We start from the raw sequence: 13,331 nt of genomic DNA, 5'->3' as shown, positions 1-13,331 counted from the left end.
CCGCAACAAAGGGGGAGGCCAGCATGAGCAATTCCAACCGAACAGGATATGGGCCCTGTGCGGGTCGTCGTTGTTCGCGTTCGCCGCGACACCATCGGCCGCGCAGACCGCCGCAGTGCCGGCGTCCAACGTACCGCCCGGCCAGCAGGATGGCACAGCGCCGGCGGTCGAGGAGATCGTCGTGACCGCGCAGCGGCGTTCCGAGCGGCTGCAGGAAGTGCCCGGCACGGTGACTGCGCTCACCGCGAACACCGCGGAGGCGCTCGGCGTCTCGGGTACCGAGGCCCTTACCATCGCAACCCCGGGACTGGATTTCAGCCGGTTCTCCGGCTTCGGCGGAACGCCGTTCATCCGCGGCGTCGGGACGTCACAGGCTGTGACGGGAATCGAATCGTCGGTCGCCACCTATGTCGATGATGTCTATCTGGGTACGCCCATCGCCAACGTCTTCGCCTTCAACAATATCGAGCGGGTCGAGGTCATCAAGGGCCCGCAGGGCACGTTGTTCGGCCGCAACGCGACCGGCGGCGTCATCAGCGTCACGACGCGCAGGCCATCACAAAAGGCAGCCTTCGATGCGCAGGTCGGCTATGGCAACTACGACACATATTCGGGAAGCGCCTACGCCAATATGCCGCTCTCGAGCACGTTCGCGGTCAACGCCGCGTTCGACCTCAGCGACCAGAGCCGGGGCTATGGCATTGATCTCAAAAGCGGCCAGGACATCTACAAGCATCGCGAGTGGAGCGTACGCTCGGAAGCATCATGGCAGCCGGGGTCCGGCACCAGCTTCCTCCTCATCGGCGACTATTTCAAGTCGCGCGGCGATGACGGACTAAACCAAGCGACCGCGCCCCGCACGGTCGGGCGGGATGGCAGCACCTTCCGTGGCCGCTTCACCGCCACGAACCTGCCGGGTGACCGCGCCATCGTCGAATCCGGCGGCGTCAGCCTGCGCGCCGACCAGGATCTCGGCTTCGCAAAGCTGGCCAGCATCTCGGCCTACCGTTTTTCGAATCTCGATGTATCGCTCGATCAAACGGGGGGTGGAATCGGGTTCGTAACCGTCGACGTCATCGCGCCGGTAAGGTCGTTCTCGCAGGAAATACAACTGCTCTCGCCATCGAGCTCCCCGCTGCGCTGGATTGTAGGGGCTTATTATTACAACAGCGATTCACGGCTTGATCCCGTGACCCAGTCAGGCCTCGCGCTTGGGCCAGCGATCTCCAAGAAGATCTATTCGGCGCAGAGGCTCAATTCCTGGTCGGGCTTCGGCGAGCTGCGCTACGAGCTTCTGCCCAGCACTGAGGTGACGGTGGGGCTGCGCTATACACGTGACTTTTATGATTTCGACACACGCACCGTTCTCGGGACCGGGGCGGTGCCGGCGGCGAATACGTTCAGCCAGTCGGATTCCTTCGGCAAGCTGACCTACCGCGCGGTCATCGACCACAAGTTCACCAACGATATTCACGCCTATGTGTCCTACAGCAGAGGCTTCAAGAGCGGCGGATACAATCTCTCAGCGCCGGGCAATGCCCCGGGCGCGCCGCCAGTGTCGCCCGAAGTTCTCGACGCGGTCGAGATCGGCGTGAAATCGGAGGTGTTCGACCACCGCCTGCGCTTCAACCTCTCGGCCTATCATTATGACTATAAGGATCTCCAGGTCACGGTGATCGGGCCTGCCACGTCGGTCATCATCAATGCCGCCAAGGCGCGCATCAACGGCATCGACATGGATTTCAGCGCCGCGCTAAGCGGCCGACTGACGATCACCGGCGGTGCAGCCTTCATCTGGGGGAAATACACGGATTTCCCTAACGGCCCCCTCAACGTCCCGAACCCTGCGGTGTGCACGCCGACCCCGCAAACCACCGGCGCGCCGACGGGCGGCAACACACAGTGCGCCGTCGATCTCGCCGGCAACCGCACGGTTCGCTCGCCCAAATTCTCGGGATCTGTCGGGATCACCTACAAGGTACCGACCGCGATCGGCGACCTCGGCATTGCGGGGTCCCTGTCGCACAATTCAGGTTTCTACTGGGATCCCGACAATCGCCTGACCCAGCCTTCCTATACGCTGCTCAACACGAACCTCTCCTGGACGTCGAGCGACGAACGGTTCGAGGCCCGCGTCTGGGTCAAGAACCTCACCAACGCCTATTACTACCAGGGCGCGGTCGAGGGCGCATTGCGCGACTCGGTCCGACCGGCGACGCCGCGGACCTACGGCGTCACGCTGGGGGTACATTTCTGATCCGCGCGGCCTTCCTCGCAGCCGCCGTCGCGACGGTGTGCCCCGGCACGCGAGCCCGGGATCTCGTGCCTGTCATCCGCGCGGACACGGTCATCAATGGCGTGACGGTCGCCTCGAACGGCAGGGTGTTCGTGTCGATCCAGCCCCAGGACGGCAGTCCGGTGGAAGTCGCCGAGGTCATCGGGGGAGCCCTGCGCCCCTACCCTGACCGACGATGGAACGGGTGGCACGCGGGCAGCGACGCGGCCACCGCCTTTGTCGGCGTCAACGCGCTCCGGATCGGGCCTGATGGCGCTCTCTGGGTGGTCGACAAGGGGTCGCGCGCCCTCGGCATGGCACCGCTTCCCGGCGGCACCAAGGTGGTCCGGATCGACCTGGCGAACGGCCGGGTCCTTCGCTCCTACGACCTGGCCGCCATTGCGGGACCAGGAAGCTTCATCGATGACATCCGGTTCAATGGGCGCCACGCCTACCTGACCGATGTCGCACGCGGCGCGCTCGTCATTCTTGACCTGGAGAGCGGCGCAGCACGGCGTGTCCTGACCGGGCACAAGGCGCTGACGGGGAAGCCGCTGATCAGCGCTGATGGACCACTGCACTTCCCCGACGGCAAGGCCGTGATAGCCAATGCCGACCAGCTTGAGGTCTCGCCCGACGGGCGATGGCTCTACGTCCAGCCGGCAAGCGGCGGGATGTCACGCATCGCGACGCGATATCTCGACGATTCCGGCCTTTCCGACGAAGCGCTGGGAGAACATCTCGAACCCTTCGCCGATACCCCGCCAACCGGCGGCACGACGATCGACGCCCAGGGAAACATTTATCTTGGCGACCTGGCCGGAAGTCGCATCCTTAAGGTGGATCCTGCCGGGAACATTCGCACGGTCATCACAGACAAGCGGCTGATATGGCCCGATGCCATGTGGATCGACGCCAGAAACAGGCTATGGGTGCCCGCGGCGCAGCTGAACCGCACCCGGGACCTCAACGGCGGCGTCGATGCGGTCCGTTATCCGGTCCGCGTCTACACCGTGTCGCTCAAGAAATAACACGTTCCTGGGGAGGAAAGGGTGCCCGCTGGAGGTGACTCCGGCGGGCATTTTTTTCCGTCTTCTGCATAAGGGCAGACAGTCGGGTGGCGACGGCTCAGGCGATCGCCGCGCCGCCGTCGACCATCACCGTGGAGCCCGTGACGAACGGGTTCCCCGCCACGAAGAGGATGGCCGCAGCAACATCCTCGCCTTGGCCGATTCGCTGCGTCGGGAGGCGCGCAGCAGTCGCGGCGAACATCGCCTTGCGATTCTCTTCAGGCATCCGCCCATAAAGCGGCGTGTCGATCATTCCTGGCGAGACTGCGTTCACGCGCACCGGCGCCCGTTCCAGCGCGAGGCCGCGCACCAGTGCCTCCAGGCCGCCATTGATCGCGCCGAGCAGCGTGTTCGCCGGATTGGGCCGCCGCGCAAGCACACCCGTGACCATCGTCAGCGAGCCGCCCTCGTTGATCTGGGCGGCACGGGCGACGCGATACGCGCCCCAGAACTTGCTCTCCATGGCGGCATGAGCGTCCTCGAGCGAGAGGCTGGCAACCGAGCCCGGCCTTACGGCTGCGGCGGCAACGACGACATGATCAAACGCCCCGCGCTTCGCGAAGAATGCGTCGACCGCAGCAGCATCCAGAAAGTCGAGCGGCGCAGCCTCGGCGTTCGCCGCCGCCGCCGCCCTATCGAGCCTGTCGCTGCTGCGCCCCGCTGCGGTCACGTGTGCCCCAGCCCTAGAGAAGGCGAGCGCCGTCGCTGAACCGATGCCCCCGCCCGCGCCGACCACCAATATGGTCTTTCCATTGAACTCAGCCATGATATCTTCTCCTTATCGAAATTTTCTGCGTGAGCGCCGCGCTCATGTCGTGACGGGGCGCGCGAGGCCGGCGTCCTCGGCCGCGACCCAGCTCAGTGCTGACCAGTCCTCGGCGTCGCGTCCCCTCGCGATCGATGTCAGCAGACGGTTCTCGATGATGTTCTGGAACGGCATCGCCGCGTCGACCTCGGTGGCAACCGCGCGTACGAGCGCAAGATCCTTGTGTCCGAGGCGCGCGGTGAACCCTGGAGGTACCCGGCGCTGCCGGGCGACCAGCCCGCCATATAGCCGGTAGACGGGGCAGTCGAACACCGTTTCGGTCAACAGGGCGGCGAGCTGCTCACGGTCGAGCCCGTGCTTTTGCGCTACGGCCATCGCTTCGCCCAGCGCCTCGATCGCCGCTGCGACGAGAAAATTACCCATCACCTTCGCGACATTCGCCAGGCCCGGGTCAATGCCGAAATCCTCGATCCGCGCCGCCAGCGCGTGAAGATAGGGCAAGGCGCGCACCTTCGCCGCCGCCGGACCCGCAAGCGCACATACTAGTTTCCCGCTCCCGGCCATGTCCGGCCGTCCCCAGACGGGCGCGGCGACATAGTCGGCTCCCGCATCGGCATAGGCCGCCCCGAGGTCCCGTGACATTGCCGGCGAGACAGTCGACATGTTGATATGCAGCCCGCCACGGCCAAGCAGCGCACGCGCGCCATCCGAGCCATCGACCACGGCGCGCACGGCGCGGTCGTCGGGTAGCATCGTGATCAGCACGCCCCCTGCGGGCAGGGCGTCGCTCAGCTTGCCGACCGCAGTACCATTGGTCCCCGCCAGCGCCGTTGCCCGAGCAGAATCGAGGTCATACAGAATCAACGGGAAGGATTGGACGAGCCGCCCGGCCATCGCACCTCCCATGCCGCCAAGCCCGACGAATGCGACCTTATCCATTCCCTACCCCCCCCTGTCCTGTCGAAGCCTTAGCTGCCAATGCTTGCCACATAGCCATCCGGACGAATGGCGATTGTCCGACCGGTCAGCGCCGCCAGGAGCGGCCCCGCCGAGCGCCAGGTCGCCGTCCCGCTTTCTGACGTGTCGATGCGCAGGCGGCGGGTCGGCTCGAAGAGGTACAGCGGGTCAGCGGGCGTGACGCACTCGCTGTCGATCCCGATCAATGTGGGCAATTCCCCACGCAGCAGCGTGAAGAGATCGCACGAGGTGCCGTTGACCGCCTTCAGTGCCACGTTCGGCATGCGGTCGCCGGGCGCCAGCGGCAGCGTTGCGCCTGCGTCGGCAGGCATCGCGACGATCGGCGACCCCCGATAATTCAGCTGAAGCTGGTGCTCGTCATCCGCCCGCCGCATTCCGGCCTCCTCGCCATCGAGACCCTTTTTGTAGAGCAGGCCGCTCAACCCGAGCACGGCTGCGGCGACGGGCAGACGCTCGGCCTCATAGCTGTCGAGAAGCGCCTCGTTGCTCCCTTGCGCGAGTGCGGTCGCAAGCTTCCACCCGAGATTATAGGCGTCCTGCACCGACGTGTTGAGGCCCTGTGCGCCAGCCGGCGGGTGGACATGCGCAGCATCACCGGCCAGGAAGAGGCGGCCTTGGCGATATTGCCCAGCCATGCGGATGTTGGGCCGGAACACCGAGATCCAGCTCTGGTCGAGCAAGCGCGGGGCATATGCCCCGGCGCGCCTCTCCAGCCATGTCCTGAGAGTCTCGAGGGTCGGCTCGGGATTCTCGTCGAGCTTGAGCGCTGCCTGAAACTGGAACGCATCGGTCGATGGCAGCGGGCACAAGGTGACAAACTCGCGCATCGAGGGACCCCAGACGTGCCAGTGATCGCGGTCCAGGTCGGCGACGGTGACGTCCGCCACCAGCAGCCCCTCGAGCTTCGGCGTTTCGCCCTCGAGAGGGATGTTGGCCGCCGTGCGAACCGGACTGCGGCCGCCATCGGCCGCGACCAGATAGCGTGTCGAAATGGCAACGCGTCCGTCAGGCGTCTCCGCCTCAACCACAATCTGGTCAGCATCCTGCACGAAGCCGACGAAGCCCCAGCCGCGCCGGACAGCCCCGCCCAGCTGCGCGAGGCGATCCTCGAGAATCTCTTCGGTCTTCCACTGGGGAATCATGACTGGATTGGGATAAGGCACCGCTTCGCTCGGTGCGCGTTCCGTCATCATCGCCTGCTCGCGCACGATCTCGCCACCCTCATGGAAACCGAGCCGGGGATAGGGCCGGCCCGCCGCGATGACGGCATCGACGATGCCGAGATCGCCGAAAATCTCGAGCGTACGTGGCTGGATGCCCTTGCCCTTCGAGGCATGGACGCGCTCCGCAAGCCGCTCGATGATCAGAAAATCGATCGAGCGACGCGCGAGGTCGCAGGCCAGCGTCAGGCCTGCCGGGCCCGCGCCGACGATGAGAATGTCTGTGCGGATCATGCCGCAAACTCCTCGGCCTGGATGGTGTAGAGCTCCGATGCCGGCGCGGTGGCGGCCGCCCGTAGGCCGATCGCTTCCGGCACGATCTGCGAGAGGTAGAAGGCGCACGCAGCGCGCTTCATCCGCCCGAATGCATCCCCGTCTGCGGCCAGCCGCATCTGGCGGCTCATGAGCCATCCACAAACCGCCACCGACAGCATCGTCAGGAAAGGATAGCTTGCCGCAAGCCGATCATCCGCCGACGCCCGGCACAGCCGGGTACCGATATCCTCGCAGGCGTCGATTAGGTCGCGGAGCGCGCCATCGCCGGCGTCCTGCTTCATCTCGGCGAGAAGGGCCGCAAAAGGCTCGCCATCGGACAGGCCGAGCTTGCGTCCGACCAGGTCCGCCGCCTGGATGCCGTTGGTTCCTTCATAGATCGGCGTGATGCGCGCGTCGCGGAAATGCTGCGCTGCCCCCGTCTCCTCGATGAAGCCCATGCCGCCATGGACCTGCACGCCAAGGCTGGCCACCTCGTTGCCGAGGTCGGTCGCGTGTGCCTTGACCAGGGGCGTCAGCAGTTCGAGCCGCGCCTTCGCGGTCAGATCGCCGAGCGTCGCCGCATCGACCATCGCGGCAGCATAATAGACGAGCGCGCGGGCTGCCTGGGTCTGCGCCTTCATGCGCAGGAGCATCCGCCTCACATCCGGATGCTCGATGATCGCGACGGGAGTTTTGTCCATGCGCCCGGCGCGGGCCGACTGGATGCGGTCACTGGCATAAGCCACGGCCTTTTGCGTCGCGGCCTCCGCCACCTGCACTCCCTGCAAGCCCACATTGAGGCGCGCATTGTTCATCATGGTGAACATCGCGCGCATGCCGCCGTGCTCCGGGCCGATCAGCTCACCAATGCAATCGTCCTCGTCGCCGAAGGACAGGACACAGGTGGGGGAAGCATGAAGGCCGAGCTTGTGCTCGATGGACACCGTCCGGACGTCGTTTGGCGTGCCCGGCGCGCCGTTCTCGTCGAGTCTGAACTTCGGTACGAGGAACAGCGATATGCCACGCGTTCCTTCCGGCGCCCCCGGGGTACGGGCGAGAACGAGATGAATGATGTTTTCGGCCATGTCATGATCGCCGAACGAGATGAAGATCTTCGTGCCCTTGATGCGCCATTTGCCGTTGCCGAGCGGCTCCGCACGAGTCCGCAAGGCACCGACATCGGATCCTGCCTGCGGCTCGGTGAGGTTCATCGTGCCTGTCCACGCGCCGGTCGAGAGGTGCGGCAGATAGGCCGCCTGCTGCTCGGGCGTACCATGGTGCAGTAGCGCTTCGATCGTCCCGCACGTGAGCATCGGCGCAAGCGCGAATGCCATGTTCGCGGTGCCTAGCGTCTCGAGCACAGCGCTCGCCAGCACATAGGGCAGGCCCTGCCCTCCAAAGCCCGTCGGAGCACCGAGCGTACCCCAGCCGCCATCGACATAGGCACGGTACGCCGCCCCATATCCCGGGGGCATGGTGACACCGCGCTCCGTCCATTTTGGGCCGGTGACGTCGCCCTCCCGGGCGATCGGCGCCCAAACGCCCTGGGCAAACTGGCCGGCGCCGTCGAGAACGGCATCGACCAGGTCCTGCGTCGCCTCGGCGAAGCGCTCGCTCGCGGCGAGGCCGGGGAGATCGGCGATGGTCTCGAGAACGAAGCGCTGTTCGCGCACAGCAGGGACGAAAGTCATTCTGTGTTCCCGAAACTAGGCGGAGGCACGGGAAATGGGGATCGACAGCGGCTCTCGCAGGCCTGCCTCGGCCAGCTGGATTGCCATCCAGTCGGCGATCAGGTCATGCTTGTCGTCAGCATGATTGTAGACGCAGTGATCCCCGTCCGACCAGATCGCCATGTCCCTGGACGGAGCGACGGTCTCTTCGAGGATCGACATGGCGTCCGCGTCCGGTATCAGCGGGTCGAGACCGCCGTGGACGACCAGCAGCGGTCCCGACAGCGGCATGTCGGGCCCGGTTGGAAGCACCGACTCCCAGATCGCCAGAGCCTCGTCGTCGGGTTTTCCGCCGGTGTGGGCGACCATCTTGCGGAAGAAGGTGGCGTTCGCGCGCGCGCGGGTCACCGTCGCCGGTCCGCCATTGTCGCAGCAGGCGCGGATTCGCGGGTCGAGGGCCGCGTATCGCACCACGACGCTGCCGCCCAGGCTGTTGCCAATGATGCCGAGCGGCACGTCCGGCAGGCGCGATTGCAGATGATCGACCGCTGCCCGGTAAGCCGACGGCCAATCGCGTGAAAGATAGTGGCCATGGTCGAGCCGCGTCTCGCCCTGGCCAGGCCCGTCGAGCAGCAGCGCGGCAACGCCGCGCGCGGCGAGCGCCGTGCCCATCGGTGCGAAATCCATCGCCCAGCCCTCGACGCCCCCGATGACCAGCGTAGCCCCGACCGGCGCCGCGATGGATGCGCCGTGCAGCCATCCGACCAGCGGGCCGCCCGGCGTCTCTATCCGAACGCGCTCACGGTCGCCGCTCAGTGAGGCAGCCTCGACATAGAGCGCGGCGGCGCGGGCGAAGATTGCGCGACGCTCCGGCGTGTCCGTCAACATCATCATCTGCTGCATGCGCGTGAGCGCCGAGGCGCGATACAGGCGGTTGGCGCGCGTGCTGCGCGATTCGCGCGCGAGCACCGCTTCCGGAGGCGACAGGCAGGTCACCGCCAGTTCAGCGGCCACAACCTCCCAGATCTCGCCACCGGCGACACGACCGCGCAACTCAACCATGTCGGCATAGGCCATGCCGTAGGCCATCAGCCGCTCGGCTGAAAACTGCCGCAGGGCCGCCTCGCTTTCCGGGGGGAGTTGTGCGGCGGGTGCCGTCTGGCGTCCCGAAAAGCTTCGCGTGACGATGCGCGGTTGACCACCGTTATCAGACATCCGCCCCTCGATCTTATATTGACCTAAGTGGCGTATATAGATTCGAGTGCGAGGGCTAGAGGCTAATCGCTAGTTGCCCGCTGGATTGCGAAAAAACAGCTTCTCGCAGGTCCGGATGTGCTCTTCGACCTGGCCTGCGCCAGACACGGGCGTCCCCGTGAGCATCTCGATTTCGGCGGAGGAGCGATAAGGCGCGGTTGCGGCGCCCAGAAAGATGTAGAGGAGCTGCAACGGATCGCCATCGACAAAGGCCCCTTCCGCTTGGGCGGCGGCGATGAGCGCGGAGGTGCGCGCGGTCGTCGCCCCGACATGATTCTCCACGAGCCAGCACAAGCGCTCCGAGCGCAACGTGTTCTCCTGCGTGATCATGCGGAAGAAATCGGGATGATCGGCAGAGAAGCGGATATATTCGGCGAAGTAGTGTCGCAGCCGGTCCGCGGCGGTCGAGGTCCCATCCTGCTCCGGCAGGAAAACGCGATCAAGATACCAGCTGACCGCCTCGCGGACGGTCGCGTGCCAAAGATCCTCCTTGTTCTTGAAGTGATGGATCACCAGCGAATGCGGCACCTCGGCCGCTTGCGAAATGCCGCGTGTGCTCGAGCCGTCAAACCCGAACCTGGCGAACTCGGACAGGGCGGCATTGACGATCTTGAGCCGCGTATCGATGCTGCGCTGCTGTCGCCTGCGTTTCAGCGGCGGCGTGCCGGAATCCTGCAATCTATCCTCGCTCCAGTCGCTTGCCGAAGTCTGTGGCACATCTATCCCGCAACCGGAAGCCGCCGTCACCCGGGGCCGGCCAGTGCAGCAACCCGCGCGCCCAGGGTCCTGCTCTCCGAATCGTCCAGGCCGACGAGCGGCGCGACCATCCGTGCCCAGGCCGGGTCACCCGTCCGGCGCGCGAGCTCGGCCTTGATGCCAGGGACCAGCGGCAGGTCTGTGAACAGCGATCGCACGCGTACCGCCCGGTAAAGCGCTGCGCCGTCGCCGGTGCGATAGGCAGCGGCGCAGTCGCGCGCATTGAGGTTCGCCGTCGCCGAGATGCACCCGGCAAACGGTCCTTCGCGTGCCTGGAGCAGCGTCCCCTCATTAGACGGGAACACCGCCAGGCCGGGTGACAGCGCGGCGATCTGGCCCGCATAGTCGAGATCACCCGAGGAATCCTTCAGCCCGGCGATACGGTCGCCGAAACGCTCGATCAGCCGCCCCACGATCGCGGGCGTGTACGCGATCCCGCTGAGCGCCGGGAAGTTGTAGAGATAGATCGGCAGGGCACTGTCGCTCGTCGCCTCGACCAGCGCGCCGATATAGGCGACCAGCCCCTCCGCCTTGACCGGCTTATAATAGAAGGGCGGCAGGACCAGCGCACCCGCGAAGCCCAGGCGCGCCGCCGCGCGCGTGAGCCCGAGGGCATCGGCGCAGGCCGCAGCGCCGGTGCCGACCATCATCCGGCCGAGCGGCAGCCCGGCCGCCGCGACCCCGTCCATCACCCGCAAGCGCTGTTCTATGCTGAACGAGGTGGCCTCGCCTGTAGTACCAAGCAGATTGAGACCATCGCAGCCATCGTCGAGCAACGAGCGCGCATGTTCGACCAAGCGCGCGAGATCGGGCTCGCCACCGTCGTCGACAGGCGTGGCGATGGCGGCGATCACGCCGCGGAGAGTGGCATTGGTCATGTCGGATTCCTCGTTACGGGTTAGGCGGCGGCAATGACGGCGCCTGCGATTTTCTCGGCAATCATCAGCACCGGAAGATTGGTGTTTCCGCGCGGGACGGTCGGCATCACCGACGCGTCCGCAACGCGCAGCCCGGGCACGCCGTACACGCGACCTGCGGAATCGACCACCGCGCCCGGATCTCCGGCCCGGCCCATCCGGCAGGTCCCGGCGTGATGCGCGAGCGGCATCGCATTGGCCCGTACGAAGCACGCGCGCGCCTCGCCGTCGCGCAGAATGTCGGACCACAGCATGCCATCGGCACCGAGCTCGGCGAGCATTGCTTCCCCCATCGACTGGATCAGATCGGTGATCCGCGCCACAGCGCCGGCCGCCAGGCGATTGCGCAGATTGCGGGTGGAGAAGCGCGCGGCGGCGGCGAACCGGCTGATCGGCACCGGCGTGCCAATCAGCCGCTCGGCCTGCAGCTTTGCTATCAGGTCGGCAATGAAGGGTATCGCATCGCCGAGCCTGGCTTCGTCCCTTGGGTCACCGAGCAGGTTGAACTCGATCTTCGCGCCCGCCGCGGCATCGAGCGTGACCTGACCACGCGATTCAGGTGCCATGACGATCGGTGCGAAATGCGCCACCCGAGCCGCGACTGCATGCCATGCGGCCCGGCTGCCGATGCCGATCATCATGTCGGACGCGCCGCAGCCGGGCTGACCCGAGCTGTACCGGATCATCGTGTTGTTGTGGTTCCGCTCGGGTCGGTGCTGGAGCCCTCGTCGCTTGATGTGCGCCGTCACGGTCAGGGCGGCGTGGTTCTGAAGGTTGCGGCCCACCCCGTTCAGCGCGTGCCGAATGGCCACTCCGGCGGTCATCAGCGTCTCGGGCGCCCCGATCCCTTGCGTCAGCAGGAAATGAGGCGAGAGCAGCGCTCCCATGCTCAGCAGGGTCTCGGTGGCGAGGCAGTCGCGGGTGCCCCCCGGGGTCGAGACGCGGACACCAGCGACGCGCGCGCCGTCCCAGAGAAGCGACGCGACCATCGTGCTGGTCATGATCTCGAGGTTGGGGCGCGCGCGCACCGCTGACGTCAGATAGGCTCCGGCGCTGAACGAGCGCCGCTCGGGCGTGCCGGCGATCGGCAGCGCGCCATATCCGTCACGAAAGTCGCCGTTCATGTCGGCGATGAGCGGTAGGCCACGCTCCGCGGCGATTCGCTGCGCCGCTCGGGCGATTGGCGGCCACCCGGCAGGATCGTGCCGCCGGATTTCAGTCGGGCCTGCCCTGCCGTGCAGCGGGCCGTCAAAGTCGAGGTCGTTTTCGAGCCTGCGGAACCAGGGAAGCACCTCCTCCCAGCTCCAGCCTTCCGCGCCGAGCTCAGCCCACCGGTCATAGTCCGCCGGGATGCCCCGGAGCATGATCATGCCCATGATCGAAGATCCGCCCCCCAGGACGCGCGCCTGTAGCAAGGGTGCGGCCGGCGACTGGTCGTCGCGCAGCGCATGGCCGCGGACCGGCCAGCGATAGGCTGGGTTGGCGTAGGACAAGGGATAGGGATCCAGGATGTCCGCAGGCGTTGCCCCCGGAGGGGTGTCGATTCCCGCCTCGACCAGCAGCACGCGCCGGTCCGGCCGCTCCGACAGTCGCGCCGCCAGGACGCAGCCCGCCGTACCCCCGCCGGCGACGACATAGTCAAACCGCTGCGCGGTCTCGGTCATGCGACGGCAGTCTGGGCGCCGTGGAACGCGGCGAGCCCCGCGGCCGCGCACTCCAAATCCTGTGCCGGCGTGCCCGAGGACACCCCGATCCCGCCTACGACCTGTCCTTCGACGATCACCGGGAGGCCACCGCCGACGACGCAGAAGCGGCCCGACACAGCGACATTGATGCCGAAAAGCGGCTGGCCCGGCTGGGCCAAGGCCGCCAGCTCATCGGTCGGACGCCGCGCCGAAGCGGCCGTGAACGCCTTGTCCTGCGCCACTGCGATCGAATGGATCTTGCCGCCGTCCATACGCTCGAACGCCAGCAGCGAACCCGAGTCGTCGGTCACGGCGATACACATCGGAACGCCTGATGCCTGTGCCTGGCGCCGCGCGCCCTCAATAATGAGCCGCGCCTCCGACGCATCGAGCCTGCGCATGGTGATCATGCCGATCGGATCCTCCCCTTGTCGCACCAGCGGCAAGCCATGTGCGTATATTGACCAATATGGTCACTATAACTA

At 66.4% G+C, this 13,331-nt stretch carries 11 protein-coding genes; 2 read left to right on the top strand and 9 right to left on the bottom strand.

The features are described 5' to 3' along the window. Nucleotides 1-115: 115 nt before the first annotated feature. Complete coding sequence (locus tag ABD050_RS18390; RefSeq protein WP_343890950.1) at nucleotides 116-2,257, top strand: TonB-dependent receptor; 2,142 nt, start codon at nucleotides 116-118, stop codon at nucleotides 2,255-2,257. Nucleotides 2,258-2,382: 125 nt separating this feature from the next. Continuing rightward, a complete protein-coding gene (locus ABD050_RS18385; RefSeq protein ID WP_343890949.1) occupies nucleotides 2,383-3,306 on the top strand; it encodes an SMP-30/gluconolactonase/LRE family protein in 924 nt (307 codons plus the stop codon). Between the two features lie 97 nt (nucleotides 3,307-3,403). On the opposite strand, the gene ABD050_RS18380 is transcribed toward ABD050_RS18385, so the two are convergent. The 9 genes from ABD050_RS18380 to ABD050_RS18340 form a co-directional block, all read right to left on the bottom strand. Continuing rightward, a complete protein-coding gene (locus ABD050_RS18380) occupies nucleotides 3,404-4,111 on the bottom strand; it encodes an SDR family oxidoreductase (protein WP_343890948.1) in 708 nt (235 codons plus the stop codon). 42 nt (nucleotides 4,112-4,153) lie between these two features. Beyond that, a complete protein-coding gene (locus ABD050_RS18375; RefSeq protein WP_343890947.1) occupies nucleotides 4,154-5,050 on the bottom strand; it encodes an NAD(P)-dependent oxidoreductase in 897 nt (298 codons plus the stop codon). A 29-nt stretch (nucleotides 5,051-5,079) separates the two neighbouring features. Then, on the bottom strand, nucleotides 5,080-6,543 hold the full coding sequence (locus tag ABD050_RS18370) for an FAD-dependent monooxygenase (protein ID WP_343890946.1): 1,464 nt from the start codon (nucleotides 6,541-6,543) through the stop codon (nucleotides 5,080-5,082). Further along, nucleotides 6,540-8,255: an acyl-CoA dehydrogenase family protein gene (locus ABD050_RS18365; RefSeq protein ID WP_343890945.1), complete on the bottom strand. Its 1,716-nt coding sequence runs from the start codon at nucleotides 8,253-8,255 to the stop codon at nucleotides 6,540-6,542. The genes ABD050_RS18370 and ABD050_RS18365 overlap by 4 nt, the downstream gene beginning before the upstream one ends. Nucleotides 8,256-8,270: 15 nt before the next feature. Next, nucleotides 8,271-9,449 carry an alpha/beta hydrolase gene (locus ABD050_RS18360; RefSeq protein WP_343890944.1) on the bottom strand — a complete coding sequence of 393 codons (1,179 nt, stop codon included), beginning with the start codon at nucleotides 9,447-9,449 and terminating at the stop codon, nucleotides 8,271-8,273. 69 nt (nucleotides 9,450-9,518) lie between these two features. After that, nucleotides 9,519-10,205 carry a TetR/AcrR family transcriptional regulator gene (locus ABD050_RS18355; RefSeq protein ID WP_343890943.1) on the bottom strand — a complete coding sequence of 229 codons (687 nt, stop codon included), beginning with the start codon at nucleotides 10,203-10,205 and terminating at the stop codon, nucleotides 9,519-9,521. Nucleotides 10,206-10,231: 26 nt separating this feature from the next. Continuing rightward, entirely contained in the window at nucleotides 10,232-11,122 is an 891-nt protein-coding gene (locus ABD050_RS18350; protein WP_343890942.1) for a dihydrodipicolinate synthase family protein, read from the bottom strand. A gap of 20 nt (nucleotides 11,123-11,142) precedes the next feature. After that, nucleotides 11,143-12,825, bottom strand: coding sequence for a GMC family oxidoreductase (locus tag ABD050_RS18345; RefSeq protein ID WP_343890941.1), 1,683 nt, complete (start codon nucleotides 12,823-12,825; stop codon nucleotides 11,143-11,145). Then, nucleotides 12,822-13,256 (bottom strand): GlcG/HbpS family heme-binding protein, encoded by a 435-nt coding sequence (locus ABD050_RS18340; RefSeq protein WP_343890940.1) that lies wholly within the window; start codon nucleotides 13,254-13,256, stop codon nucleotides 12,822-12,824. The genes ABD050_RS18345 and ABD050_RS18340 overlap by 4 nt, the downstream gene beginning before the upstream one ends. Nucleotides 13,257-13,331 lie beyond the last annotated feature (75 nt).

The organism is Sphingomonas oligophenolica (assembly GCF_039522915.1).
Lineage (GTDB): Bacteria > Pseudomonadota > Alphaproteobacteria > Sphingomonadales > Sphingomonadaceae > Sphingomonas > Sphingomonas oligophenolica.
This window is presented reverse-complemented; position numbering and strand designations above follow the sequence as displayed.